Genomic DNA, 24825 nt, shown 5'->3' on the forward strand with positions numbered 1-24825 from the left:
GCCAACGGCTACAGGGTTGAGCGCGGCTAATACCGATTCCCCACTCATAAACCAACACATTCCGTTTGAAGGCATTTCGCTATATATTCGACTATATAGCGTTTCACCTCCTTGCTGCATTTGCCTATAACGGAGCCGTTTCATGACCATGGGTGCCTCACGTTTTGCCCCTTCTTGCCTCGCCAGCCTGATCGCCCTCTTCGCTTTCGGCTCCGCGCACGCGGACGAAGTCCAGGTCGCTGTCGCCGCCAACTTCACAGCCCCTCTCCAGGTCATCGCTGCCGATTTTGAGAAAGACACCGGGCACAAACTGATCGCGGCGTATGGCGCCACCGGCCAGTTCTACACCCAGATCAAGAATGGCGCGCCGTTCGAAGTGTTCCTCTCGGCCGACGACACCACCCCGCAAAAACTTGAATCCGAAGGCGACACGGTCAAGGGTTCGCGCTTCACCTACGCCATCGGCACCCTGGCGCTGTGGTCGGCCAAAGAAGGTTACGTCGACGCCAAGGGCGAAGTACTGAAGAAGAACGAGTACCGGCACTTGTCCATTGCCAACCCGAAAGCTGCACCGTACGGTCTGGCCGCGACTCAGGTACTGGCCAAGCTGGGCCTGACCGACAAGGTCAAGGATAAGATCGTAGAAGGCCAGAACATCACCCAGGCTTACCAATTCGTCTCCACCGGCAACGCAGAACTGGGCTTCGTAGCCTTGTCGCAGATCTACAAAGACGGCAAAGTCACCAGCGGTTCGGCGTGGATCGTTCCAGCTGACATGCATGACCCGATCAAACAAGACGCGGTGATCCTCAACAAAGGCCAGGACAACCCGGCCGCCGAGGCACTGGTTGAATACCTGAAGGGTCCGAAAGCCGCTGCTGTCATCAAATCCTATGGTTACCAACTCTAAATGACGCTGACGAGTGCCGACTTCGCTGCCATCTGGCTAACCCTCAAACTGGCGTCCCTGACGACTGCGATCCTGTTGGTCATCGGCACTCCAATTGCGTTATGGCTGTCACGCACCCATTCCTGGTTGCGCGGCCCGGTCGGGGCGATCGTCGCCCTGCCCTTGGTCCTCCCGCCCACGGTGATTGGCTTTTATCTGTTGCTGGCGCTGGGGCCTCACGGTTTTGTCGGTCAGTTCACCCAATCGCTGGGGTTTGGCACCCTCACCTTCAGCTTTGCGGGGTTGGTCGTCGGCTCGGTGCTGTACTCGATGCCATTCGTGGTTCAACCGCTGCAAAACGCCTTTTCCGCCATTGGCACTCGCCCCTTGGAAGTGGCCGCGACCTTACGCGCCAATCCGTGGGACACCTTCTTCAGCGTGATCCTGCCGCTCGCACGGCCGGGTTTTATCACAGCGGCGATTCTCGGCTTCGCCCACACCGTCGGTGAGTTCGGTGTGGTCTTGATGATCGGCGGCAACATCCCGGACAAGACGCGCGTGGTGTCGGTGCAGATCTACGATCACGTCGAAGCCATGGAATACGCCCAGGCCCATTGGCTGGCCGGGGCGATGCTGGTGTTCTCCTTTGCGGTGTTGCTGGCGCTCTACTCCAGCCGCAAAACCAAAGCGATCTGGATCTGATCGATGATCGATATGCGTCTGCAATTGAGCTATTCGGGGTTCGCCCTGGACGTGGACCTTCAATTGCCCGGTCGTGGCGTGACCGCGCTTTATGGACACTCAGGCTCGGGAAAGACCACCTGCCTGCGCTGCATCGCCGGACTGGAACAAGCCCCACAGGGTTTTATCCAGGTCAACGATGAAGTCTGGCAGGACAGCGAAAAGAAGATTTTCGTACCGCCGCATAAACGTGCGCTGGGGTATGTCTTCCAGGAAGCCAGTCTGTTCCCGCACCTGTCAGTGCTGGCGAACCTGCAATTCGGCCTCAAGCGCATCCCGAAACAGCAGCGCCGGGTCGACATGGGCCATGCCACGGAATTGCTGGGGATCGGGCATCTGCTGGAACGTCACCCGCAGCACCTTTCCGGCGGCGAGCGGCAGCGGGTCGGCATTGCGCGCGCGCTGCTCACCAGCCCGAAACTGCTGCTGATGGACGAGCCACTGGCGGCGCTGGACAGTCAACGCAAAAACGAAATCCTGCCTTACCTGCAACGCCTGCACGATGAGCTGGACATCCCGGTGCTGTATGTCAGTCACTCGCAGGATGAGGTCGCGCGATTGGCCGATCACATTGTCTTGCTGAGCGAAGGCAAGGCGCTGGCCAGCGGCCCCATCGGCGAAACCCTCGCCCGTCTCGACCTGCCACTGGCGCTGGGCGACGATGCGGGCGTGGTGATCGAGGGGCATGTCAGCGCGTATGACGCCCACTATCAGTTGCTGACCTTGCAGTTGCCCGAGACCGAACTGGGCATTCGCGTCGCCCATGCGCCCATGCCCTTGGGTCAGACACTGCGTTGCAAGGTTCAGGCGCGCGATGTCAGCCTGAGCCTGCGAAGCGTCGAGCAAAGCAGCATCCTCAATCGCCTGCCGGTGACCGTGATCGGTGAAATCAGCGCCGACAACGCTGCCCATGTGCTGATACGCCTGAATGCCGCCGGCACGCCATTACTGTCTCGTATCACCCGCTACTCCCGGGATCAGTTGGGCGTGCATCCTGGCCAGCAACTCTGGGCACAAATCAAAGCGGTGGCAGTGCTGGCCTAAGTCTTTTGGCACCAACGACAAATGAGCGCGGTCAATGGCTGTACTGACCCCTGATTTGTTGTCGAGGTTGACTCGCCATGTCCGATACCGCGCTGCCAGATGTTCTGCCACCCGACCTGCACTATGTCGATGACACGCAGCCCGGAATCAGCCGAAAGCTGCTGCGTGGAAAGTTTGTTTACTTCGATCCGACGGGCCAGCGCATTACCGATACGGACGAAATCAAACGCCTCAACGCGCTCGCCGTACCGCCGGCCTATATGGATGTGTGGATTTGCGCCGACCCGCGCGGCCATCTGCAAGCCACCGGCCGCGACGCTCGTGGTCGCAAGCAATACCGCTACCACGCACGCTGGCGCGAAGTGCGCGATGCCGACAAATACTCGCGCCTGCGCGACTTCGGCCTGGCACTGCCGAAACTGCGCAAACAGCTTGAAACGCTACTGGCCGCGCCAGGGTTCAGCCGAGACAAGGTCATGGCCACCGTCATCACCTTGCTCGATGCAACGCTGATCCGGGTCGGCAACACCCAGTACGCCCGGGACAATCGTTCCTACGGCCTGACGACGTTGCGCAGCCGTCACGTTGAAGTCAACGGCAGCGCTATCCGCTTTCAGTTCCGCGGCAAGAGTGGCGTCGAGCACCAGATCACCGTGAGAGACCGACGCCTGGCCCGGATCATCAAGCGTTGCCAGGAAATCCCCGGACAAAACCTGTTTCAGTATCTGGATGAGAACGGCGAGCGACACACCGTCAGTTCCGCCGACGTCAACGCGTACCTGCAAACCCTCACCGGCGCCGATTTCACGGCCAAGGATTACCGCACGTGGGCAGGCAGTGTCCTGGCATTGTCGGTGTTGCGCGAATTGCAGTGGGAGCCGGAGTCCGACGCCAAACGCCAGGTGGTAGAGATGGTCAAGAGCGTCGCCAGGCAGTTAGGCAACACGCCCGCGGTGTGCCGCAAATGCTACATCCACCCAGCGGTGCTCGACGCTTTTATGCTCGGTGCTCTGGCTGAGTTGCCTCGGCCAAGGTTGCGTAAAGGGCTCAGGCCAGAGGAAGTCGGGCTGACCATGTTCCTTGAGCGCATGATCGCCAGCGCTGAAGCGACGAACTGACCTGTCTATTTTTTGCACGACCAGAAAGAACTTCTATAGTTGATCTGAACCAGAATCAGCTGCGGTGACGCCATGGAAGACATTTTCGTTGTGAAGCGTTGCAACAAGATCATCATTCATGGTCGCCGAGCCGGTGAATCCGGTCACCCGCCACCCGACGCCGCCGTCTGGTACCGCATCGCCGACACTCGCACTCATGGTTTCATCGGCGACGGCTTTGACGCTGAAGCCGATGCCAGGCGGGAATGCCAACGGCTGAATGCCACATCGCAAGTGATGGCCCGGCAAGGATGATGAACAGGTACCTGTCTATTCCGGGTCTATACTGAAAACAGCTGAAGGATCGGCGACCCCAACGGCTGAAAGCTCGCACCTGGCGGGCTTTTTGCTGCCATTTGCCAGGTTTCTTCAACGGAGGTGTTTTCCATGTCCGAAAAAGAGTCCATCACCACCCTCCTCACCCTGCTTGACTCCCGGCAGGCTCGGCTTGCCGCCGCGTGCAAGGAAATTGCCGATTGGGTCGATCATCAAGGGGGGCACCCAACAGCCCTCAGAATTCGTGATCGGCTAAACGACATCGAAAAAGACACTCCCCTGATTCGAAACACGCTGTCGTCGCTAAAACCTGTCGATCCGCCCCTGCCACGGTTCAGATGAGTCGGGCACGCGACGCGAGAACAGAGCCTGTTTCAGGACGCATGAACGGCGACCTTATCGTCACCGCGATTGTGCCTGTCTGAGTGTCTGCCGCTACACCCGCAAACCCGGCCTGGCGCTGGGCTTTTTTTTGCGACATTTCTTTCACGCCGCATTTACAACACGCGCCCTACAGTGAGTCACTCCTTTGAAGAATCACCTTGGTCTGCCCGCATGCAGACCTTTTTTTTTGCCTGTCAGGCAGCCATCGAACGCTGGCGTTTGCGCGGGGTCAAACAATCACACGTCACGAAGGAGACGTTCCATGGTCACCCACTACAAAGTCAGCGGGCATCTGGCCTGCGGTCACAACGGCAGCAACCTCACGTCCACCCAGGAACTGAACCGCGTGAAATGCAGAAGCTGCCGAAACACCGACGCGTACAAGGAAGCGCGCAAGGCCCAACGCAATGCAACACGCCGTGCCGCACGCAAGGCCAAAGCCACTCACACCGCCAATGACTGGCGCGCAGCCTGGACTGAACGGCTAACCGCCATGGCCGGGTTGCAAAGACTGCCTCGTGGTTTCAGCGGCCAGCCTTTTGTATAACAGGCTCATTCGACAGCAGGGTCGACTTCGTTCGACCCACTGCTGATCAACGCGCTAGAGGGCGCCATCACTTCCGCGAGCGACATACGCTTGAATGCTTCGAACAGTCGCCGCCCCTCTTCAGGCGCGCAGGTGATGGCCAAACGCATGGTCGCCTCGCCCAGTTGCCAGATCAAAAAAGCCGTATCGCAAACTTGCTGGGTATCACTGCCTGGAAACACACGAAGCATCGCATCCGCCAGCAACCTGCCCGCCACTCGACTCTCTTCCAGTTCCAGCGCCAGCAGTTGCTTGTCGGCTTGCATCCCCGACCAGATATCACGCATTACAGGCTCCGCCTGAGCGATGTTGTAATACTGCTCAAGCAAGTCCGAATAGGCCTCACGCAGCCCTTGCGCATCCTGGACCGCTACCAATGCCGTTTCTATGCAACGGCGACTCTCTGCGTTAAAGCGTTCGGCCAGCGTGCGGATCACCGAGCTCTTGTCCGGAAAATACTGATAAAGCGAACCGATCGAAATCTCCGAGCGTTCGGCGATTTCACTCATCTTTAATGAGTCGCTGCCCTTGGTTGCGATCAGTTTTGTTGCCACCGCCAGAATGCGCTCCTGCCGCTCGCGACTGCGTTGTTGCGTGGGGTTGCGTCGGCTCGGCGCTGAAACCGCCTGTTCGCGCTCGGTGATGGTTTTCTTCGGCACTGGTGGGAATCCCGGTCGATAACGTGACATGCACTCACCTTAGCACCGCCTATCAACCCACCCAAGGGGGGATGGCCGTACGTCGGTTCCGCTCTTTCGTTTATTGACGGCAGAACGTGAGCGTTTATCATCTTTTTAACGTGAGTGTTACTCACATTAACCCGATGGAGATGAACGCGATGAAGACCTCTCAAGACCGCATCCTCATTCTCGGTGCGACCGGTAAAACAGGGAGCAGGATTACTCAACGGCTACAACATGTGGGATTGCCCGTGCGGCTGGGCTCTCGTGGCGCCAATCCACCTTTCGACTGGGAAGATCGCGGCACTTGGGAGGCCACGCTTGATGGCATCGACGCCGTATACATTTCCTATCAACCAGACCTCGCCGTTCCGGGTGCCGTCGATACGATTCAGGCGTTTACCGACCTGGCGGTCAAAAGCGGCGTCCGCAAACTGGTGCTGCTGTCCGGACGCGGAGAGGCCGAAGCGGAACAAGCCGAACGCGTCATACAAAACAGCGGCGTCGACTGGACGATCCTTCGCTGCAGCTGGTTCTTCCAGAACTTCAGTGAGGCACATTTTCTGGAGCCGATTGTTCAAGGAGAAGTAGCCCTTCCCGTTGGCAACATCGCCGAGCCCTTTGTCGACGTGGAAGACATCGCCGAGATTGCCGTCCTGGCGCTGACGCAACCCGGCCACTCAGATCAGCTTTATGAACTCACAGGGCCACGGGCGCTGACGTTTGCCGAGGCGGTCGATGAGATTGCTCGAGGGACCGGCCGCGATATCGGCTTCGTCGCCGTACCGCCGGATGCCTATAGAGAGGCGCTGGAACAGGCGCACCTTCCAGCCGAGTTGACCAACCTGGTGCTGCACCTCTTCACAACGGTGCTCGACGGGCGCAACACGCCCCTTGCCGATGGCGTCCAGCGTGCACTGGGCCGTCCCGCGCGGGACTTTAGCGATTATGTGCGGCGCACTGCGGATACGGGGGTTTGGGCGAGTGAAGGCTGAACAAATAAATACGGCAAACATCCCGAATGAGATCAATACTCATCCTGTCATGTTGTGGACACTATGATGGGACGCCGATTCGGCTTGGCTCAGTAACGTTCGAGGTGACGCCATGTTTTTGAAAGTGATTTTCATCTACTGGCCGCTGCTGGCGATCATCATCGCCGCAGCGCTGAGCCGACTTGTCCATAACGCCAAGGTTGCTGATCGGGCGCTAGAAGCGCAGCAGTTTTCAAACGTGATTGCAGAGCAATTCTGAAATCAAGAGCCGGAAACAAACAAGGGCTTGCATCAGCTTTCGCCCGCAAACCCTTGATTTTAGATGGTGCCCGAAGCCGGAACCTTATTTATTCTTAAAATCACCGCATTCATTGGAGTCAACCGACAACCTTAGAATCAAATGTACTGACTAATGTACTATTTTGTGAACGCTGGGGGGTTGAGGTCGTTACGCCAGAGTGAGTACGCAAGGGCAGCAATCGGCCAGAAGCTGCCTTTCGCCAGTGGCAGCTATGTATCACGACCTGAAATTGTCATCACTGAAAAATGGTCGCGACAGCTAGATGAGTTCACTAAGACGGGGATTGAAGCAGGTAGCAGCATTACATGATGCGCCTATTCCCTTGGTCTGAATTGCCTGAGCTGATACTCGAGGGAGTCATAAAGTTGAAGAATTTCGTCACCTGTGACATCCAGTCCGCACTCGAAACACTTCAATCTGAGTAAGTCTTTAAACGAGGCGAACCGATGCAGGGCAGGCTGAAGATCAGCGCCGCAATTTGGACACGTCACCGTACAGGTGTCTACTTCTAGCATCACAGCCACCGCTCTCTGGCTCGTTTCAGATATTAAACGATATCGGGAACCTCTAACTTTGAGAAAAATCAACAAGCTGTCGCATCCGGTCACGGAGGGCGGCGCCTGACTGGCCCCTATTTTTGCTCGTGACGGTAACACCGTCACCAACCCAGCCGAGATCAATCCTGACTGCGGCTCCTGGCCGCTTTCTGACCCTCGCGGCGGGCAGAAAACGGCCAATAGCAGCCGGTCACAACCGACGGAGAACAGCCAAAAGCGCATAATCATGACCGTCCGCCATTCTCTCTAAGCAGACGCGTAAGTGAACGGCTCCAGCAAAATTTGAGGTTCGACCCACAACCTTAAACCGTAGGGAATTACCGAATACCCGTCGTATCGCCCAGTGAAAGTATTCGAAGCTGCAAACTCCAAGAATTTACCGCGCTTGTCATCAACAACGCGGATACCGGGGCATCCAAGCATTGTGTATTTGATAATGGGGTTTGGTAGTGAAGCCTCACTCACCTGAATTTCCACATCAGAATCATATTGCCAAATTGTCAATTTCAGTCTGACAGTACCTTGCTCGATAACGTAACAGTGTGATGTTTCGAACTCATCCAGGGAGGGGAAGACGCCGAGTACGGCGATTAAATCAAAAGGATCCCACGTTAAAAGGGGCATAAAGCATCCTTTGCTGACATCACGGTGAATTTGATCCCATTCTAATCATCAGCCAATCTGTAACGCAGTTTTTCTCTAAGACTTGTTGGCCATAGGCAGGGCGATTTTTCGCAATCCATCACCAAACGAACATTCACGATCTGGAGGACTCTACGGTTTTTTCCCTCCGTCAGCTTTGGGTCGAATGCAGCCATTTAACTACCTTATCGAAGCCCACATTGCGATAGGCCCTTCGAGTGCCTTTTCACATCCACGGGGATTTTAAGTCCCAAGAGAAAATCAATCAGGCTGCACCTTCCAATAGTTTTTCCGGGTCGCAATTACGCCTTTTTGGCTGCAATCCAACCCAATGTTTCCGCGTACCTTTCAGAGATTGCGGACCGGAAAAATCGTCCCATTTCAGCGTTAATGTATGCACTCACTCCGAACCAATCTACATCATGGTATGCCGATAACACATACCATAGCGCTCGCTGTGTGGCCCTTGGCCCCTAACACCCCATGCTGGGGCTGTAGGGAAACACGCGGCCTCCAGAGGAGGTTTTGCGCAGATCCCACCCTTGGCGTCCTGTCGACCATTCAACAATTATTCCAAGCTACGGATTTCACCTGCTACGCTGCTTCCATTCACGGAGGAAACGCGATGCCCAACAATGACCTGCTCCCTTCCCTGCTATTCAAGATCAACGAAAACCAACTCGCCCTGGAGGCTGCAATCATGGAGCTGACGCTTTGGGTAGAGCAGCGCGGTGCGACCGAGGTCGGTGGCAATGTTCGTGGCGCCTTGGAAACGATCGACAAGAACGAAGAGTTCATCAAAATGACACTCGCGGTACTTATGACACCAGAGTGATCGCTCATAAAGCTACCTCGTTTCCTGCGCCATCATCCCAACTTGAGCAGCCGCCCTCGCCCAGCCGGGTAACACTTCCATCGAACAGATGGCCCTCGGCAACCGATCATGTAAGACGTTAGAAAGCTACTGGCTTTGGGTCGACTGCGGCCCTTCGCGACAGGCAACAATCGGCCAAAAGCGGGCGTTCGCTAATAATGACCCAGTAGCGCCGCGATGACTCACTCAGCGCAGAGGGGATCTGCTTAACGTTTTCCGCAGGTAGCTTGCTGACGAAGGGCACAAATGCTTGAACTGAGCTGTCTGGGAAATTGCGACAGGTGCCTTATCCCTATCAAGCCGTTCGTACCCGTTGGCCGTGAAAAAATCAACAGCACTTTGGGTCAACAAATGCAGTCGGACTGCGCCTCGGGAGACCGCGTATTGTTCCAGTTCCGACAACACCGCCGAACCCAGTCCTGCTCCACGATGCTGCTCGCAAACGACCATAGATCGCAACAGGAGATCGGGACCAGTACCCTCCAACCCTCCATAAGCAACCAATTCCCCATCCACGTCGAATCGGTAAAACTGCCGCCCGCGATCGCTCACATCATCGTAGGGCAATCCAGCTTGACTCAGGGACGCACGGAGCTGATTCAAACCGCTCGCTTCTACTTCAATCATCTGCATTTTCAGTGCTCTTATAAGCTCTCTGATACTCAATGCTAGCAGGCTCAATCCTTATCGCCGATCAATCGACGACGGCACCTGAATTCGTCCGCTTTGGGTCGTTTTCAGCCGGTAGCGGGAGGGGCCTGGGGGAATGCCCAGAGCAAAGTCTTGAAACGCATCAAGTCGACAAGGTAACCCGTCCTATCCCGGCAAATTCAACTTCCACTCGCACCCCGGCTGGCGCCCAGTAGATACCGGTCCAGCTACCGCTAGCCACCAGGTCACCGGCACGCAAAGGGTTCCCCAGTGCTGCAGCGTGACGCGCCAGCCACGGCAGCGAACTCAGCGGCTCACCGAATGGATGGCTGCCAACGCCGACGAACTCAGGCTCCCCGGCCACCCGCAACGCCACCTGTTGCCTGGACCAGTCCGGCATGTCCCTAAGCGTTCGCGGTGCACCGAGTACCAGCGCGCGGTTGAGTTGCTGGTCGGCCAGCCGAAGCAGTGGCGAGGCCCGATCGCCCTGCAGCCAGCGCGTTCCACACAGTTCGATGCCCGGCATCCATACATCGACCGCCGCATAGGCCATGGCCAGATCAGTGTGCGGGTCGAGGTCACGCGACAGGCGCACGATCAGTTCTCCCTCGATCCCGAAACCGAAGGCATCGCCCGGCGGAACCTGCCAACCCGACGGGTGTACGGCCGTTGCCGGTACCCCGGCGGTGCTGATCAGCCCTCCCGGAGCGCCGCCCAGTTTCCACGCCGCCGGCGGCCCAGAGGCGAACCAGCCGAGGGCATCCGCCACCTGGTGCTGCACGGCATAGGCCTCGGCTTCGCTAGCCGGTTCCAGGGTTGGCAACGGTTGTTGCCGCCCCTCACGCCAACCACGAATCAGGGTCGCGGCCACCTGCGCAACCGCACTCACAATGACAACTCAGTCCTGCGTCGGCGCAGTTGCGCGGGCGCCGGGCGCTCGCACGGCAGAAACCGGCCGCGACCCGCCTCACCGCGCGGCTCGCCGTCCCAGACCACCTCACCGCGAGACAGGGTCATGGCCGGCCAGGCGCTCAGCGTCATGCCGGCGTAAGGCGTGTAATCGACGTTGTGGTGCAGCATTTCGTTGCACAGGTGCACCGGCTCACCTTCGTTCCAGATCACCAGGTCGGCATCACCACCAATAGCGATGCTGCCCTTGCGCGGATACAGCCCATACAGCTTGGCGGCATTAGTGGAGGTCAGCGCAACAAAGCTTTGCGGGGTGATACGCCCACTGCGCACGCCTTCGGACCAGAGCAGTGCCATGCGGGTTTCGACACCGGGAATGCCGTTGGCGATCTGGTCGAACGACACCTCTTCACCGTGGGCCTTCTTGCCATTGGGGCCATCGAAGCGAAAGGGTGCGTGGTCTGACGAGAAAATCTCGAACGAGCCGTTCTCCAGGCCATCCCAGATCACCTGCTGGTTTGCCGCATCGCGCGGCGGCGGGCTGCAGATGCACTTGGCACCTTCGAAACTGTCGTCACATCCCAGCGAGTCGGCGGTCAGGAACAGATACTGCGGGCAGGTTTCGGCGTACACCTTCAACCCCTGGCTCTGGGCCCAGCGAATCTGCTCCACAGCCTCGCGACCCGACACGTGCACGATCAGGATCGGCACGTCCACCAGCTCGGCAAGGGCGATGGCACGATGGGTCGCTTCACGCTCCACCAGCATCGGCCGCGACGCGGCGTGGTAGCGCGGCGCAGTCAGCCCGGCCGCCAGTAGTCGCTCGGTAAGCCAGGCGATGCAATCGCTGTTCTCGGCGTGGAGCATCACCATGGCGCCCTCACGGCGCGCGACTGACAACGTCTCGAGAGTCTCCCGGTCGCCCAGCTTCAGCGCATCATAGGTCATGTAGATCTTGAACGAGGTATAGCCTTCAGCAATCAAGGCCGGCAGTTCTTCACGCAGCACCTGCGGGGTGGGATCGGTGACGATCAGGTGGAAGGCATAATCGATCACCGGCTTGTTACCCGCCCGACGATGGTAGTCATCGACGGCAGCGCGCAGGCTTTCGCCCTTCTGCTGGCAGGCGAACGGGATGACGGTGGTGGTGCCGCCGCAGGCCGCCGAGACCGTGCCGCTGAAGAAGTCATCGGCCATTACCGAGCCGTCGCCCGTCGGCTGGTCGAGGTGCACGTGGCTGTCGACGCCACCGGGGGTGACATGCCGGCCTGCCGCGTCGATTTCCTGGTGACCTTGCGGCAGGTCCAGGCCAAGGGAGACGATGCGCCCATCACGAATACCGATATCGCTGGTGAACGTGTCCGCGGCGGTGACCACGCGGGCGTTGCGAATCACCGTGTCAAAAGGTTGCATATCAGGCCTCTTCCAGAAGTAACCGACCCAGCCGTGGGGACTAACGCATCAATTTTTTGATCAAGTTCGTTCAAGCCAGGCACGGGCGATTTCTTCGCGCGTAGCAAACCAGACACCGCCGTGTTGCTTGGCATACTCGATGAACTGCTTGATCGCCCTTACTCGCCCGGGACGGCCCACCATGCGTGGATGCAGCCCGATCGACATCATGCGTGGCCCTTCAGCCGACTCCTCATAAAGGACTTCAAAGCTTTCTTTCATGTACTCGAAAAAGTCCGATGCCTGCGACAGCCCCGGCGAATTCCAGTAGCGGAAATCGTTCACGTCGGCGGTGTAAGGCACCACGAGATGACGCTTGCCCTCGACCTCGACAAAGTAGGGAACATCGTCGTTGTAGGCATCGGAGTCGTAGAGAAAACCGCCCTCCTCAGCGACCAACCGCCGGGTACTGACGCTGGCACCGTACCGGCAATACCAGCCAACGGGACGCTTGCCGCAGGTGCGCTCGAATGACTCGATGGCCAGACGCATGTGTTCACGCTCTTGCTCTTCAGTCAGGCGAAACACTTCCTCCCAGCGATAACCGTGACTGCAAATTTCATGACCCCCTGCGACTGCAGCGCGTGCAACATCAGGGTTCTGTTCAAAGGCTACTGCGCAAGCATGGAAAGTCGCACGAACCGATTGCTGATCGAGAATATCCAGGATTCGCCAGATCCCGACGCGCGAGCCGTACTCGTACATCGATTCCATCGCCAGATTGCGTGTGCCATCGGGGATTGAATAACTGCCCCACTCGGTCATGGATTCCTGGTCCGGGTCGCCCATGGCGAGCGAGCGTTCGGAGCCTTCTTCGTAGTTGATCACCAGGCTGATGGCCAAACGTGCGCCATTCGGCCAAGTGCCTTGCGGGCGTTGTCTTGCGTAACCCACTAAATCGCGTGCAGGTGAAACCATCGGGATATTCTCCTGAAGTGACTGGTTAAATAAGAACGTGGCGAAAGTTGCGACTTAGCAGTCGATATCTTTCAATCGGTCATGGCTAAAGGTGCTATCCGCTTGCCAATCGCTGAAGGCCAGCCCCATGGCCAGGGTTTGCGCAATACAGAACGAAGCCGTGAGGGAGCGAAAGCCCAGTAATTCAGCGTCGTTGACCTCTATCACCGTATCGGCCATCTGCCCGATAGGACTCAGAACGCTGTCAGTGATCGCCACCAGCGTCACGCCTGCGGCCCGCGCCTGACGACATGCCTCAATGGTGTCATTGGCGTACGGCGGAAAGCTGACGGCTATCAACAAATCATCTTCGGCAATCGCGCTGACCTGCTCTGGCAACGTGCCGCCCGCACCGCTGATGTGCACGGCTCGCCGTCCCACACGACTCAACGCGTAGCTCAGATAGGCGGCAACCGGAAAGGCACGACGCATGCCGATGACGAAGGTGGTACGCGCAACTTGCAAATGGGCGATGGCGGCTTCGATATTGGCCTGTTCGCCGCCTTCGGCCAGGTGTTCCAGAGATACGATATTGGCCTGGCTGAACTCACGCAGAATTGCGCCGACATCACTTGGGTCCTCCAGCAACGTCTCGCCGCCGTAGTGCCGAATGCGCTCGCTTTGGGTGTCGGCAGCCTGCTGCAACGGTGCGCGAAACAGCCGCTGCAAATCCTTGAAACCTGCAAAACCAAGGGCCTGGGCCAACCGAATATAGGCTGAAGGCGCAATGCTTGAGCGCTTACCCAGTTCGGCCACCGTATTGAGTGCGATCTCATGCGGGTTGTCGATCAGGAATCGGGCAGCATCGCGCAGGCGACCGGTCAGTTGTTCGTGCTGGGCCGCTATACAGTCACGCAGCTCTGCAAGGGTTTCAGGTAAGGCCATAGTGAAGGCTCGTTAAATTAGAAGTGTGTACGCCGGTCAACGCAACGCATTGATTGCTTGATCCAGTGCAGTGATAAGGCGATCGACTTCTTCCAGCGTGTTGTAGTGCGCTAACGACACCCGCACCACCCCGCCAAACTGATCAAGCCCAAGGGCTTCAATAAGTCGCCGCGCATAGAAGTCACCAAATCGAATGCCGATCCGGTGCTCATCGACCCTGCGCACAACCTCCTCGGACTGAACGCCTTCAACCACGAAACTGATCGTTGGCACTCGATTGCGGGTGTCCTTTTTGCCAATGATCCGAACACCATCGCGCTCACGCAGGAATGCCAGCAGACGCTCGGCGAGCAAATCTTCCTGCACCTCGAAGGCATCGAACGCAGCCTGCATGCACTGGCGCTCGCTACCTTGTGCACCAAGTCGGGTGCTGATGTCGAGCAAGTAGTCGGTAATGCCGATGCAGCCGAATGACAATTCGTAGTTGACGTTGCCTGGCTGCAATTTGTAAGGCACCACATCCTGACCAATAAAGAAGTGGTTAAGACTCGGCAATTCCAGCAACAGATAGCGACGTCCCCAGAGTACGGCGAAGTGCGGACCGAACGTTTTATAGAAGCTATAGACGTAGAAATCGGCGCCGCTGGCCTGAACATCCACCAGGCGGTGTGGTGCATAAGCGACGGCGTCCACACACAGCTTGGCGCCCACCGCATGCACACGCCGCGCAACCTCGGCGACGGGATTGACCGAGCCGAGAATGTTCGAGGTGTGAGTCATCGCCACATAACGGGTGTTGTCATTGAGCAGGACCTGCAGGTCATCCAGCTCCAGCTCACAACTGTCGGGATTGACCTGCCACACGCGCAAGGTCGCACCACGGCTTTCGCACAGTTTGACCCATGGGCCGATGTTGGCCTCATGATCGCAATTGGTGACGATGATTTCATCGCCAGGGACGATTGATGGGGCGATGGCGCGACACAGAATTTGCAATAAGTGGGTAGTCGAGCCGCCCATGATCACTTCTTCGGGATGCTCGGCGTTGATCAACTGCATGACCGAGTGACGCGCCTGCATCACTCGCTCGCCAGCGACAACGGAAGGTTGATAGGACGCACCCAGTTGCACACTGTTGTTCAGCAGGTAATCACACACCCGCTCAGCCACAGTGCTCAACACCATCGAACCGCCGGCGTTATCCATGTAGGCATAACCATCGGCCAGACCTGGAAATTGCTTGCGAACGTAATCAATATCGAGAGGATTCACTCTACTTTCTCCAGCCGGATTCAATGGTGCAAGATGGCCTGCAGGAACGCTTTTGTACGAGGTTCCTTAGGTGCGGTAAAAAACGGTTCAGGGATGTTCTGCTCAACAATGCGTCCGCTTTCCATGAAGATCACCCGGTCGGCGACCCGACGGGCAAAGCCCATCTCATGGGTGACCACGACCATCGTGACGCCGGAGCGAGCGAGGTTTTGCATGACATCGAGTACTTCGCCAACCATTTCCGGGTCGAGAGCCGAAGTCGGTTCGTCGAACAGGATTGCGCGAGGTTCCATGGCCATGGTGCGGGCAATGGCAACTCGTTGCTGTTGACCACCGGACAATTGGCTGGGGTATTTGTGCGCGTGATCTCCCATGCCGACCTTGAGCAAAAGCTCCTTGGCCCTGGCATGCGCATCACGCCGACTCAGACCGCGAACACGGATCGGCGCCAGCGATACATTGTCAAGAACAGTGAGGTGCGGATAGAGGTTGAAGCTCTGAAACACCATGCCCACTTCGCTACGAATTGCGCTCAGTCGCGGACCGTTTTCAACCCGCTCACCGGCCACGCGGATATGGCCTTGCTGGTAGTCTTCGAGCAGATTGATGCAGCGGATCAAGGTCGATTTTCCCGAGCCGGACGGGCCAAGAATGACCACCACCTCACCTTCTTCAACCTGCAGGTTGATGTCGCTCAACGCTTTGAAATTGCCGTAGTACTTGTCGAGTTTTTCAATGTCGATCAACGTGCTCATGCGGTTTTTCCTCCAGAGGCGTTACGACGCTCAACCCAGCTGACCATTTGCACCAGCGGCAACAGCAGTAACAGATAGAGCAAGGCCGCCCCCACCAGCGGTGTCGGGTTGGCCGCCAGCGCCTGCGCCTGGGTTGCCTGCTTCAGCAAGTCAGGCATCGCTACGACTGAAGCGAGTGCCGTGTCTTTCATCACGTTGATGCAATTGCTGGTCATGGGCGGCATCACAATGCGGATAGCCTGCGGCAAAACCACGTCGCGCATGGTGTTGAAGAAACTCATGCCTTGAGAAGCCGATGCTTCGAACTGGCCACGGGGAATGGCCTCGATGCCTGACCGAAAAATCTCCGCACTGTAGGCACAAGAGACAAGCGAGAGCGCACTGGCAGCAGCCGCAAAAGACGACAGTCGAATGCCGACAAAGGGCAGCGCGTAATAGATGAGGACCAGCAAAACCAGTAATGGAATGGAGCGCATGATATCGATGTAGATACGCGCAAGCGCTCGAACAGGTGCGTAGGAGTACAACCGCAGCAATGCCAGCAACAGCCCGCCCACCAGGCCCAGGGCAATGCTCACCACCCCAAGCAAAATGGTCACGCCCAAACCGCGCATCATCAGCGGAAGCGAATCGACGAGCACGTTCCAGTTGAAGAATGTCTGCAAAAGATCCATGGGATACCTCGGTCAATACAAGTGGCGAACAGGTGTCGCCACTTACATGCATCATCAGCAGGGCTTACTTGAGGACGGCTGTCACTTTCAGGGTGCTCGAATCTTTATCGGCGTCGGCGCCGAACCACTGTTTGTGGATTTTTCCGAGCGTGCCGTCTTCTTTCATCTTGCTGATGATGTCGTTGACTTGATCGCTCATCGCCCAGCCTTTGGCATGCATCAGCGAGTAGCGCTCACCGGTAGGGATTCGAGCAATGATGGTGTATTGCGGCTTGTCCTTGATGTAGTAGAGCACTGCCGGAATGTCGCTGAGGTAGCCATCGATTCGCCCGGAAGCCAGATCGAGCATGGCTGGCGATAGCCCTTCATAACGCGAAACATCGGCAAACTTGTACTCATCCTTATGTTGGTTAATCCACATGTCACCCGTCGAGCCAGTGTCGACACCCACCACCTTGTCCTTCATGTCAGTCAGGCTTTTGACCTTGGAAGTAGTCAGTGCGGTGAGCGACTGGTCGCTGTCGAAGTAAGGCTGCGCAAAGGCTACCGACTCCAGGCGTTTCGGGGTAATGGTGATTGAGGAGATCGCGATATCGACACGGTTGGATTGCACGGCACTGAACAGGCCGTTGAAAGGAATATTGACGAACTCGACGCTTTTTCCGGCGCGCTTGGCCACCTCTTTTACAACATCAACTTCAAAGCCGACAAACTCACCTTTGGAATCCTGAAACTCCCAGGGCACGTTGCCAACGTTAGCACCTACGGTCCAGTCCGCGGCCCAGGCTGGCAGTGAAACTGCGGCCGTCATGAACAATCCCAACATCACTTTCGCTTTCATGTTTGCTCCCGATTGTTTGTTTTATTAGGTGCTAACAGCGGTGGATCTCGTACAACGTGGGATCGAGAGTAAATCAGCGGAGCATTTGTTTCAATACCTTTCGTCCGTGAATTTTTTGCTCCGAAACCGGCGTTCTCTTTCCCGAAAGGTGGCGTTAAAAGGCTTCTTGGCGCCATAGATGAATCCCCCCTCGCACAAAACCACCCTCCACAAAAAAGCCCACTGACAGTCACCGGTGTTGCCGCTTATGTAAAACAGGCCCCCCACCTCAGCCCGGTGCGGGGGCCTTTTTGATTGGCGGCGGAAATCACCACCGCCTAGACTGGTATACCGACCCCCGGCCCTCTGGTTTGACGCACCGTCGGCCGCTCATTCGCCTAGGAGCCTCCCCATGCCGCGCTCAAAAGAACCGTTGCCGGATGACCCGCTGCCGCTGCGCCTGCCGAATGGCCGCCCATGACCGCTTTCTGACCTTTGCGACTGAGCGAAATGGGGCCAAAACCGGGTAACAGCCCTCCGAATCTGATCAGTCATTAAGACCGAGGAACATCAGAACACTTAAATTTCAGAGTGCGGGATAGAAAGATCCAGCACATCGCGTTAATGCGTCCGGAATGGTCTAGATTTTCATATGAGCATCTTCACCGACTCTGGCGTAGCCATTGCTTTAGGAGACGCTTTTATCACGGGGAGGCTGCTATGCATTACACAGGTTTGGTTGAGTCGGACAGTCGAATCAGTGATAAGGATTTTGCCGCCCTTCTGGAGAGCGGTCTGATGGCGAATGATCCGAGCGTATTGATTGCTGCACTGGGCACAATTGCGCGAGACAAAGGAATGAGCCGGCTTTCTCGCGAGACCGGAATTAGTAGAGCCACGCTGTACCGGGCATTTTCTAAGGATGGTGATCCGAACCTTTCTATCGTTCTGAAAGTGGCCACGGCCTTAGGCATCAAAGTCAAGATCGTTGTCGCAACTGTTCCCAGAAATGGAGGCAGTTCACGGATATAAACACCACGGAAAAAAGCAGCTAAACGTGTGAGTCCGTCCGATGAACGTCGCCTATGGGCCGACTTCTGCCTCTCGTGATGGGCAGAAACGACCTAGGCTGTCACGTCAAAATAGTCCTCCCAACGCTGCTGGCTCCCAGTTCATGATCACCAGTTCGCCACTGACATCAGCCTTGCCTTGCCGCTGATTCGTCGTGGTGTAGCGGATGTCCAGCGTTTCGAAGTGAAAGCCTTCAAAGACCCGGCGAATGTCCGGATGATCGTTGATGCTGACCATCACCCTGCCCTTGCAGCGGCGCATGAAGTCGGCCATTCGCTCGTAGTTCTCAAACGGAAAATCCACCCCATACCCGGCGGTCTGCCAGTACGGCGGGTCCATATAATGGAAGGTGTGGGCACGGTCATAGCGTTCGGCACATTCCAGCCACGGCAGGTTCTCGACGTAGGTACCGGACAGGCGTTGCCAGGCAGCCGAGAGGTTTTCCTCAATCCGTAACAGGTTGATCGCTGGGCCGGTGGTGGCGGTACCGAACGTCTGCCCGGACACCTTGCCGGCGAAGGCATGGTGCTGCAGATAAAAGAATCGTGCAGCGCGTTGGATGTCGGTGAGGGTTTCAACGCGGGTCATTTTCTGCCATTCAAACACCTGACGCGAACTGAGCGCCCACTTGAACTGACGCACGAACTCCTCGAGATGGTTCTGCACCACGCGGTAAAGGGTCACCAAGTCGCCGTTGATGTCGTTGAGCACCTCCACCGGCGCGGCCTGGGGTCGCATAAAGTAAAGCGCAGCACCTCCGGCAAAGACCTCGACGTAGCATTCGTGAGGGGGAAACAGGGGGATGAGGCGATCGGCCAGACGGCGTTTGCCGCCCATCCAAGGGATAATAGGGGTAGACATAGATAGCAAGACCTTTACTGTATAAATAAACAGGTGCTAGGCTCGCTCCGCTTTGTGCACAGAGCGGGAGCCTTGGCGGGACTTGCAGGGACAATCTGCGGGGACGGTGGCCAGGCTGAATGTTGACGCATTCAGCTTGGCCGCTCCTTTACTTTGAAATTAAAACCTCGTTGACCTGGGACAACTCACGCGCCCGGGCCATCAAACTGGCACTTTTAGTACGACTTTCTGCGGCTTCCCTGACGCCTTGGCCTTGCCCTCCTTACCGCCGTTGCATTCCACCGACACCGTCCACCCGGATGGGGTGAAGGTGTGATCGACCGACTCCGCCAAATACTCACCATCGAGCCCACGCTTGAATCCCTGCGCTTCGATCATGCATTCGGCAAACAGGTCCGTCCGACCCGACAGGTCGAGGCGCACCGAGGCCGTCGAACGATTGAACGCCGCCAGGCGTGCCTTCGCCGCCTCATCGGCCGCCGTGCAGTCCGGGTAGAGATGGCGGTCGGTATGCACCGGCGGCAGGCCCTCGGGCACGTTGGGGTTGTCCAGGTGCGATACCATCAATTCACCGCTGGCCGGGTCCTGGTACTGGGTGCTTACGCCCTGATGGGCACTGCGATCGCTCAAGCGAAACTGCCAGCGGGTCACGTCATTGCGTTGCAAGGTGATCACACCCAAGGCCTTACCACTCGCACTCTGCCCACCTTGTCGCGGCAGAACCAACAGCTTGCCGTCGGCCACCTTGGCGGTGCAGTCGTGTTTCTTGGCCAGGCGGGTGATGAAGTTGAAATCGGATTCATTGAGCTGATCCATGCGCGGCACACGAGTTTCGACCGGGCACGACGGCTGCCAGCCATTTCGCGCGGCCACATCGCCGACGATCTGCGCCAGACTGACGTCTTCCCAACTGCCACTGCGGGTGGTCTTGCCGCTGCCGCGCATATCGCTGGCCTTGCCGCTGATCACCAGCGTGTCCGGCGGGCCGGAAACGGCCACCTCGTCCACGGTGTAGCGGCCCATGCGGGTCAGGTCGGCGCCGGCATAACCCAGGTAGACTTCGATACTCGCGCCCCGCACGGGCAGCGACACCGCGCCGTCCCGGTCATCAATGCGCAGCTCAAACGAATCTGAGGCCATACCGGGCCGATCGGAGAGCTGCAGCGAGACCAGCCGATCATTGATCAAGGTGGTGATGTCGGCACCGTCGGCGACGATGCGGAAAAGCGGTTGCATGTCGGCACTCCAGACAAGAAAAAGCCCGCACTGAGCGGGCTGAGTAATGGGATCAATCCCACAGGGAAATCACGCTGTCGGGCTCGATCACCAGATCCGGCAGCGTGATCAACACACCCGCCCGGAACGGCTGCGGCTCATCGGCCAGGCCCTGATTGGCCGCCAGCACCGCTTCGACGCTGCGGTTCAGGTGGCCGTAATAGTGGTGGCACAGGGTGTCGAGTAGATCCCCGTCAGCTGTTCTGCAAGTCATCGCCATAACGGACAAACTCCAGTGAAAAGCCCTGCTTGCGCGGGATCGCCCCAGGCAGCAAAGCGCTTTGTTCTTCGTCGATGTTGGTCAGGCACCAGTTGCCCAGCACCTCGCCGTAACCGGTGGTCAAGTTCAGCGGCAACAACTTCGCGCCGATGCTGCGCAGCGTATCCAGTTGCTTCAGTCCGCCTTTGTAGCTTGGGTAGATCGCACCCTTGATCGTGATTTTCTCCTCGCCCTGACCCACGGCCTGCTGCGCCGGACGCCGGGTCAGGCGTTCCTGCGCGGCCCAGCGAAACGACGTCTGCCGACGCAGCTCGTCAAAGGCCGCCGTGTCCAGGTTGAAGTAATACGGCCGCTCGTTGGCCTTGAGCGGATAGATGATCAGCAGATGCGGGAACGGCTTCACCGCGTCGGGAATCGGCGACATGTCGCCGGCAAACCATTCCGTAGGGAAGATATTGCCCAGCGCGGCATTGGCCTTGCCGGCGACCTTATTGAACGCCGCGCCAAAGCGGCCAATCTGCTCAGTCAGCGCGGAAAAGTGTTGCTCGAACTGCGCCAGGGATCGTTGAGTCTGGTTATAGAAACTCGCGACTTTGCCGATCTTGGCCTGCGCCGAGTTGATCGCACTTTGCAGGCGGCGGGTTTTGTCACTGAGGTCTTCGCTGATAAAAGGCAAGCCTTCCAGCGCATCCGCCGCCCCGCTGATTTCGTTGAGCGCGCCATTCATGGGCCCGGTCATCGACTCCAGGTCAGTGCGGCCGGCCTCGCCGGCGTCGACCATGTACTTCAGCCCGCCCTGCAAGTGTTGCAGGTAGGTTTTTTCATCCGACATAACATTTCCTCAACCCACATGGGGCGCATCAAACAACTGGCGGGCGCGCGCCTCCCGGGCGAAGTCCTCAAACTGGCGCTGCAGGTGCGGCATCAACGCTTGGGCCAACTGCGCCGGGTCTTTCACATCGCCCTGCACGGTAATGACCGGGGCCGGGGCGAAAGTAAATTGTTGATCGACCTTCGGCCATTCGGCTGCCTTTGCCGCAGGGGTCGCCATCAATGCCGCCGCCGTCACCGGCGCGGCGGGAGCGTTTTCCATCGAGCGCACGACCGCGCCCACTTCCTGGCCGGCAGCCATGGGCAAGATGCCGATCGGCGCTTTGGCCGGCGTGTCCGGCCCGCCAAACAACGCCTTACCCATGGTCGCGCCCAGCTCACCGCCGCCCCACGCGCCGACGATGCCACCGATCACTCCGCCAATCGCGGTGCCGAGCAGCGGAATGACCGAACCAATGGCCGCACCGGCTGCTGCACCCGCCAAACCACCGGCCAGCCCACCCGCTGCCTCACCGTAGCCCGCGGCCTTTTCATCAAGGGTGGTCGCATTCTGGTACGTGTCCAATGCCTGAACGCCGGCACCGACCACCGCCAGCGCCCCGCCCACTTTCATGCCACGGGACATTCGACTTGCAGGGCTTTTGCCCTTTCCGCCCTTCCCTTCTTTGCCGTGATCCAGCCCGTCGTCTTCGTCGTCATTCGCGTTGGTCACGAACACCCGCTGCACGATGTTGGACCGGTCGCCAGCCGAACCTCGCGCGATGTTGGCCAGGCCCCGGCCAATCTTCAGCGTGGCCCAGGCTTTGCCCAGCACCAATGCCCCGGCACTCACTGCCGCCAGGCCCAGCACCACTTGGGGCGCTTGCTCGGACAACTCGGTCAAGCCCCGCGCCGCGCCGGCGATACCGGTGGCCAGCGCATCCGTCGCCGGTCGCAGGGCGTCACCAATGGCCCGCAGCGAATCGTTGAACGCTTGACCGGTTTCGGCCCAGCGTTGCGACGAGCTCTCGCGACGTTCGCTCAGGTTTTTGTCGAGAATGTCCTTGCGCGGGCCGCTGGGGTCCGAGGCGCCCTTTTTCAGGTCCGCGTAGAATTTTTTGTTCTGGGTGTACGCCATCAGGGCGGTCTTGACCTGCATGTCGGCAAACAGATCGCCGGTCCGCAGGGTGGCGGCCAAGGCATCGGCCATCGCTTGCGCCTTGGCCGGGTCCGTCTCCTGGCTGATCTGGGTCAACCCCTGATCCAACTGCTTTGACTTTTTCGGGTCGGTCTTTTCCACATACCGGCGCGCCAGTTCGAAGCTGGCCTCGAAGGTCGACAAGCCCTTGCCAATGGCGGCGTTCATCGAGCCCTGATAATCAATCCCGGCATCGGCATACCCTTTGACCGTTTCCTCCGAACCGATTTTTGCGACCCAGTTTTTTAGGTTGTTCGCCGCTTCATCCGCACTGCCGGCGCTCTTAATCTGCACCTGCAGCATCGCCCCCAGTTGCGTGACCGCCTCCTGGCCGGTGATGCCGGTGCCGGCCATTTGCGCCAACAGCTCTGGAAACCACTTGGCCATGTCGGCCGCCTCGAAGCTGCCTTGCTGACCCAGCAGGGCGACCGAGGCCAAGGCCTGTTCCATTTTCTGCGGGTCGGTGATCTTGGCGTTGTTCTGCATCGCCAGAATCATCTTCGCCGTATCGGCACCCGAAGCGCCCTGCCCGACCGCAAACTTGGCGGCCACCGGAGCGTATTTCAGCGCTTCGGTCAGATCCATGCCGCCACCGACCAACTGGTTCACCAGCTCGGCCACTTGGGTGTTGGCCATACCGGTGTCCTTTGAGGTCTGGACAATGTCGCGGGCGGTGTTTACTTCCTGCTGCGTGTTCGCGGTACCGGACTTGATCGCGATGTCGCGAATGATCGCCTGAAAGTCCGCACTGATTTTGGTCGGCACGGCCGCCAGGGTGGTACCGGCCACCGCCGTACCGAATCCACTGCGCAGGCTCTCCTGCCCGTCCTGCACCTGGCCCATACCTTTGGCCTTGAACTCGGCACTGCGCACCACCTTGCCCAGCGCCAGGTACTCCTGACGCAGGCGCCCGACTTCAACACCCTGCTTGCGCAGGCTGCTGGTGTTGGCTTCCAGCTTTTTGAGCAAGGCGCCGGCATTGGCCGCGCCGCTGTCGTGGGCTTTTTTCCATTCCTCGCGCAGGCGCATGGTCTCGCCGATGACTTTCTGCAAGCCCTTGGCGCGCGTGGTTTGCGCCTCGAGCTTTTTCATTTCACCGCTGACGTTCTTGAAGGCCGCGCCGAGGGATGAATCGACAGCACCGCCAATCACCAGCCCGAGCGAGAGTTTGTTCGACATGGTTTTCACCTACGTGCGACGGGATGGGCTCAGTCCGTGAGCCACCAGACCATCTCGGAAAACGACAGCCCCTGAATCTCGGCCGCCGAAAAATTCAGCTCGACGGCCAAGCGTTTGGCCAGGGCTTTTTGCAGTTTTGGGTTAAACCCCGTCGTCTGCTCCCAGACGAAAATAGGCGGTCTGCAGACGACGGTAATCACGCATTAGCAGCCCCTCCAGATCGCCCCGGCCGATGCTCGCCAGGCTGCAGAACAGAACCATTTCCTGTTCTTCTTCATTGGTACCGCCCTGTAATGTGGCGGCGCGCATTTCGCGTACCGTTGGCTCGCGCAGGGTCAGCTTGTCGACCTTGATACCGTTGGCCTCGCTCGGTCGAGACAGGACTACGGTGGCAATGCCATCACCCAGTTGCAGCCACTTGGGCAGGACGTTGTCTTTTGCATTACTCATGGTGTGGCTCCTTACATGCCCAGGGCAGACCGCACGGCGGCCAGTTGGTCGACGCCGTCAATGACACGAATCGAGTTAAGGGGATCGATTTCAAACATTACGCTGCCGTCGATTTCCAGCTTGTAATAGGTCACCGCGACGGCGTACTTGAACTCACCTTTTTCGCCCGCTTTCCAGTCCCCGGGATCGACTTCCTTGAGGCCCCCTCGCAGGGTGGCAACCACCGCCTTGACCGAACCTTTCTCGCCCTTGAAGGCCCC

At 58.3% G+C, this 24825-nt stretch carries 29 protein-coding genes; 11 read left to right on the top strand and 18 right to left on the bottom strand.

The annotated features are described in order from the left end of the window. Nucleotides 1-142 precede the first annotated feature (142 nt). The 7 genes from modA (at nt 143) to SB725_RS10030 (ending at nt 5038) form a co-directional block, all read left to right on the top strand. Nucleotides 143-910: a molybdate ABC transporter substrate-binding protein gene (gene modA / locus SB725_RS10000; protein ID WP_410921705.1), complete on the top strand. Its 768-nt coding sequence runs from the start codon at nt 143-145 to the stop codon at nt 908-910. Then, nucleotides 911-1591, top strand: coding sequence for a molybdate ABC transporter permease subunit (modB, locus tag SB725_RS10005; protein ID WP_410921706.1), 681 nt, complete (start codon nt 911-913; stop codon nt 1589-1591). Nucleotides 1592-1594: 3 nt separating this feature from the next. Continuing rightward, the gene (gene modC / locus SB725_RS10010; protein WP_410921707.1) at nt 1595-2674 is read left to right on the top strand and encodes a molybdenum ABC transporter ATP-binding protein; all 1080 of its coding nucleotides are present in this window, start codon (nt 1595-1597) and stop codon (nt 2672-2674) included. 77 nt (nt 2675-2751) lie between these two features. Continuing rightward, nucleotides 2752-3792, top strand: coding sequence for a DNA topoisomerase IB (locus SB725_RS10015; protein WP_410921708.1), 1041 nt, complete (start codon nt 2752-2754; stop codon nt 3790-3792). A gap of 72 nt (nt 3793-3864) precedes the next feature. Next, nucleotides 3865-4086: a hypothetical protein gene (locus SB725_RS10020; protein WP_027922978.1), complete on the top strand. Its 222-nt coding sequence runs from the start codon at nt 3865-3867 to the stop codon at nt 4084-4086. A gap of 132 nt (nt 4087-4218) precedes the next feature. Next, entirely contained in the window at nt 4219-4449 is a 231-nt protein-coding gene (locus tag SB725_RS10025; RefSeq protein WP_007946177.1) for a hypothetical protein, read from the top strand. Nucleotides 4450-4753: 304 nt separating this feature from the next. Next, nucleotides 4754-5038 carry a hypothetical protein gene (locus SB725_RS10030; RefSeq protein ID WP_027922977.1) on the top strand — a complete coding sequence of 95 codons (285 nt, stop codon included), beginning with the start codon at nt 4754-4756 and terminating at the stop codon, nt 5036-5038. A gap of 5 nt (nt 5039-5043) precedes the next feature. On the opposite strand, the gene SB725_RS10035 is transcribed toward SB725_RS10030, so the two are convergent. After that, a complete protein-coding gene (locus SB725_RS10035) occupies nt 5044-5766 on the bottom strand; it encodes a TetR family transcriptional regulator (RefSeq protein WP_410921709.1) in 723 nt (240 codons plus the stop codon). 149 nt (nt 5767-5915) lie between these two features. Here SB725_RS10035 and SB725_RS10040 point away from each other — a divergent pair, with 149 nt between their 5' ends. Both SB725_RS10040 and SB725_RS10045 read left to right on the top strand, forming a co-directional pair. Then, complete coding sequence (locus tag SB725_RS10040) at nt 5916-6752, top strand: NAD(P)H-binding protein (protein WP_410921723.1); 837 nt, start codon at nt 5916-5918, stop codon at nt 6750-6752. A 112-nt stretch (nt 6753-6864) separates the two neighbouring features. Continuing rightward, nucleotides 6865-7011, top strand: coding sequence for a hypothetical protein (locus SB725_RS10045; RefSeq protein ID WP_172825944.1), 147 nt, complete (start codon nt 6865-6867; stop codon nt 7009-7011). Between the two features lie 845 nt (nt 7012-7856). On the opposite strand, the gene SB725_RS10050 is transcribed toward SB725_RS10045, so the two are convergent. Then, a complete protein-coding gene (locus tag SB725_RS10050; RefSeq protein ID WP_027922974.1) occupies nt 7857-8234 on the bottom strand; it encodes a hypothetical protein in 378 nt (125 codons plus the stop codon). Between the two features lie 643 nt (nt 8235-8877). Between SB725_RS10050 and SB725_RS10055 the strand changes: the two genes are divergently transcribed. Continuing rightward, the gene (locus tag SB725_RS10055) at nt 8878-9087 is read left to right on the top strand and encodes a hypothetical protein (protein WP_027923854.1); all 210 of its coding nucleotides are present in this window, start codon (nt 8878-8880) and stop codon (nt 9085-9087) included. A 225-nt stretch (nt 9088-9312) separates the two neighbouring features. Here SB725_RS10055 and arsN2 read toward each other — a convergent pair whose 3' ends face one another. From arsN2 to SB725_RS10100, 9 genes are all read right to left on the bottom strand, one after another. Then, nucleotides 9313-9759: an arsenic resistance N-acetyltransferase ArsN2 gene (gene arsN2, locus SB725_RS10060; RefSeq protein ID WP_081743961.1), complete on the bottom strand. Its 447-nt coding sequence runs from the start codon at nt 9757-9759 to the stop codon at nt 9313-9315. Between the two features lie 160 nt (nt 9760-9919). After that, nucleotides 9920-10666 (bottom strand): 2-keto-4-pentenoate hydratase, encoded by a 747-nt coding sequence (locus tag SB725_RS10065; protein WP_027923852.1) that lies wholly within the window; start codon nt 10664-10666, stop codon nt 9920-9922. After that, a complete protein-coding gene (gene hydA, locus SB725_RS10070) occupies nt 10663-12099 on the bottom strand; it encodes a dihydropyrimidinase (protein WP_027923851.1) in 1437 nt (478 codons plus the stop codon). Before hydA ends, SB725_RS10065 begins: the two co-directional genes overlap by 4 nt. 60 nt (nt 12100-12159) lie before the next feature. After that, the gene (locus SB725_RS10075; RefSeq protein ID WP_027923850.1) at nt 12160-13056 is read right to left on the bottom strand and encodes an allantoinase PuuE; all 897 of its coding nucleotides are present in this window, start codon (nt 13054-13056) and stop codon (nt 12160-12162) included. Nucleotides 13057-13110: 54 nt separating this feature from the next. Further along, nucleotides 13111-13980: a MurR/RpiR family transcriptional regulator gene (locus SB725_RS10080; RefSeq protein WP_027923849.1), complete on the bottom strand. Its 870-nt coding sequence runs from the start codon at nt 13978-13980 to the stop codon at nt 13111-13113. A 36-nt stretch (nt 13981-14016) separates the two neighbouring features. Next, on the bottom strand, nt 14017-15252 hold the full coding sequence (locus SB725_RS10085; protein WP_027923848.1) for a cysteine desulfurase-like protein: 1236 nt from the start codon (nt 15250-15252) through the stop codon (nt 14017-14019). A gap of 20 nt (nt 15253-15272) precedes the next feature. Next, nucleotides 15273-16007, bottom strand: a complete 735-nt coding sequence (locus SB725_RS10090; RefSeq protein WP_027923847.1) for an amino acid ABC transporter ATP-binding protein — start codon at nt 16005-16007, stop codon at nt 15273-15275. Further along, a complete protein-coding gene (locus SB725_RS10095) occupies nt 16004-16681 on the bottom strand; it encodes an amino acid ABC transporter permease (protein ID WP_027923846.1) in 678 nt (225 codons plus the stop codon). Before SB725_RS10095 ends, SB725_RS10090 begins: the two co-directional genes overlap by 4 nt. Before the next feature lie 64 nt (nt 16682-16745). Next, nucleotides 16746-17522 (bottom strand): transporter substrate-binding domain-containing protein, encoded by a 777-nt coding sequence (locus SB725_RS10100; protein ID WP_027923845.1) that lies wholly within the window; start codon nt 17520-17522, stop codon nt 16746-16748. A gap of 699 nt (nt 17523-18221) precedes the next feature. Here SB725_RS10100 and SB725_RS10105 point away from each other — a divergent pair. Continuing rightward, a complete protein-coding gene (locus SB725_RS10105) occupies nt 18222-18533 on the top strand; it encodes an addiction module antidote protein (protein WP_050590199.1) in 312 nt (103 codons plus the stop codon). 105 nt (nt 18534-18638) lie between these two features. On the opposite strand, the gene SB725_RS10110 is transcribed toward SB725_RS10105, so the two are convergent. From SB725_RS10110 to SB725_RS10140, 7 genes are all read right to left on the bottom strand, one after another. Then, nucleotides 18639-19433, bottom strand: a complete 795-nt coding sequence (locus tag SB725_RS10110; RefSeq protein ID WP_027923843.1) for a DNA adenine methylase — start codon at nt 19431-19433, stop codon at nt 18639-18641. Nucleotides 19434-19634: 201 nt separating this feature from the next. Then, nucleotides 19635-20669 (bottom strand): phage late control D family protein, encoded by a 1035-nt coding sequence (locus SB725_RS10115; RefSeq protein ID WP_027923842.1) that lies wholly within the window; start codon nt 20667-20669, stop codon nt 19635-19637. 52 nt (nt 20670-20721) lie between these two features. After that, on the bottom strand, nt 20722-20928 hold the full coding sequence (locus tag SB725_RS10120; protein WP_027923855.1) for a tail protein X: 207 nt from the start codon (nt 20926-20928) through the stop codon (nt 20722-20724). Continuing rightward, the gene (locus SB725_RS10125; protein WP_027923841.1) at nt 20903-21760 is read right to left on the bottom strand and encodes a phage tail protein; all 858 of its coding nucleotides are present in this window, start codon (nt 21758-21760) and stop codon (nt 20903-20905) included. The genes SB725_RS10120 and SB725_RS10125 overlap by 26 nt, the downstream gene beginning before the upstream one ends. Before the next feature lie 9 nt (nt 21761-21769). After that, on the bottom strand, nt 21770-24115 hold the full coding sequence (locus SB725_RS10130) for a phage tail tape measure protein (protein ID WP_410921710.1): 2346 nt from the start codon (nt 24113-24115) through the stop codon (nt 21770-21772). A gap of 141 nt (nt 24116-24256) precedes the next feature. Beyond that, on the bottom strand, nt 24257-24565 hold the full coding sequence (locus SB725_RS10135; RefSeq protein ID WP_410921711.1) for a phage tail assembly protein: 309 nt from the start codon (nt 24563-24565) through the stop codon (nt 24257-24259). Nucleotides 24566-24576: 11 nt separating this feature from the next. After that, a partial coding sequence (locus SB725_RS10140; protein ID WP_410921712.1) for a phage major tail tube protein occupies nt 24577-24825 on the bottom strand: 249 nt, incomplete at its 5' end.

It is taken from the genome of Pseudomonas sp. SIMBA_041, from assembly GCF_046535095.1.
GTDB classification, from domain to species: domain Bacteria; phylum Pseudomonadota; class Gammaproteobacteria; order Pseudomonadales; family Pseudomonadaceae; genus Aquipseudomonas; species Aquipseudomonas mucoides.

Excerpts from the sequence above, each read along its gene's own strand:
- modA (WP_410921705.1), top strand. The coding sequence starts at position 143 with ATGACCATGGGTGCCTCACGTTTTGCCCCTTCTTGCCTCGCCAGCCTG.
- modB (WP_410921706.1), top strand. The coding sequence starts at position 911 with ATGACGCTGACGAGTGCCGACTTCGCTGCCATCTGGCTAACCCTCAAA.
- modC (WP_410921707.1), top strand. The coding sequence starts at position 1,595 with ATGATCGATATGCGTCTGCAATTGAGCTATTCGGGGTTCGCCCTGGAC.
- SB725_RS10015 (WP_410921708.1), top strand. The coding sequence starts at position 2,752 with ATGTCCGATACCGCGCTGCCAGATGTTCTGCCACCCGACCTGCACTAT.
- SB725_RS10020 (WP_027922978.1), top strand. The coding sequence starts at position 3,865 with ATGGAAGACATTTTCGTTGTGAAGCGTTGCAACAAGATCATCATTCAT.
- SB725_RS10025 (WP_007946177.1), top strand. The coding sequence starts at position 4,219 with ATGTCCGAAAAAGAGTCCATCACCACCCTCCTCACCCTGCTTGACTCC.
- SB725_RS10030 (WP_027922977.1), top strand. The coding sequence starts at position 4,754 with ATGGTCACCCACTACAAAGTCAGCGGGCATCTGGCCTGCGGTCACAAC.
- SB725_RS10035 (WP_410921709.1), bottom strand. The coding sequence starts at position 5,766 with ATGTCACGTTATCGACCGGGATTCCCACCAGTGCCGAAGAAAACCATC.
- SB725_RS10040 (WP_410921723.1), top strand. The coding sequence starts at position 5,916 with ATGAAGACCTCTCAAGACCGCATCCTCATTCTCGGTGCGACCGGTAAA.
- SB725_RS10045 (WP_172825944.1), top strand. The coding sequence starts at position 6,865 with ATGTTTTTGAAAGTGATTTTCATCTACTGGCCGCTGCTGGCGATCATC.
- SB725_RS10050 (WP_027922974.1), bottom strand. The coding sequence starts at position 8,234 with ATGCCCCTTTTAACGTGGGATCCTTTTGATTTAATCGCCGTACTCGGC.
- SB725_RS10055 (WP_027923854.1), top strand. The coding sequence starts at position 8,878 with ATGCCCAACAATGACCTGCTCCCTTCCCTGCTATTCAAGATCAACGAA.
- arsN2 (WP_081743961.1), bottom strand. The coding sequence starts at position 9,759 with ATGCAGATGATTGAAGTAGAAGCGAGCGGTTTGAATCAGCTCCGTGCG.
- hydA (WP_027923851.1), bottom strand. The coding sequence starts at position 12,099 with ATGCAACCTTTTGACACGGTGATTCGCAACGCCCGCGTGGTCACCGCC.
- SB725_RS10075 (WP_027923850.1), bottom strand. The coding sequence starts at position 13,056 with ATGGTTTCACCTGCACGCGATTTAGTGGGTTACGCAAGACAACGCCCG.
- SB725_RS10080 (WP_027923849.1), bottom strand. The coding sequence starts at position 13,980 with ATGGCCTTACCTGAAACCCTTGCAGAGCTGCGTGACTGTATAGCGGCC.
- SB725_RS10090 (WP_027923847.1), bottom strand. The coding sequence starts at position 16,007 with ATGAGCACGTTGATCGACATTGAAAAACTCGACAAGTACTACGGCAAT.
- SB725_RS10095 (WP_027923846.1), bottom strand. The coding sequence starts at position 16,681 with ATGGATCTTTTGCAGACATTCTTCAACTGGAACGTGCTCGTCGATTCG.
- SB725_RS10100 (WP_027923845.1), bottom strand. The coding sequence starts at position 17,522 with ATGAAAGCGAAAGTGATGTTGGGATTGTTCATGACGGCCGCAGTTTCA.
- SB725_RS10105 (WP_050590199.1), top strand. The coding sequence starts at position 18,222 with ATGCATTACACAGGTTTGGTTGAGTCGGACAGTCGAATCAGTGATAAG.
- SB725_RS10110 (WP_027923843.1), bottom strand. The coding sequence starts at position 19,433 with ATGTCTACCCCTATTATCCCTTGGATGGGCGGCAAACGCCGTCTGGCC.
- SB725_RS10115 (WP_027923842.1), bottom strand. The coding sequence starts at position 20,669 with ATGCAACCGCTTTTCCGCATCGTCGCCGACGGTGCCGACATCACCACC.
- SB725_RS10120 (WP_027923855.1), bottom strand. The coding sequence starts at position 20,928 with ATGGCGATGACTTGCAGAACAGCTGACGGGGATCTACTCGACACCCTG.
- SB725_RS10125 (WP_027923841.1), bottom strand. The coding sequence starts at position 21,760 with ATGTCGGATGAAAAAACCTACCTGCAACACTTGCAGGGCGGGCTGAAG.
- SB725_RS10130 (WP_410921710.1), bottom strand. The coding sequence starts at position 24,115 with ATGTCGAACAAACTCTCGCTCGGGCTGGTGATTGGCGGTGCTGTCGAT.
- SB725_RS10135 (WP_410921711.1), bottom strand. The coding sequence starts at position 24,565 with ATGAGTAATGCAAAAGACAACGTCCTGCCCAAGTGGCTGCAACTGGGT.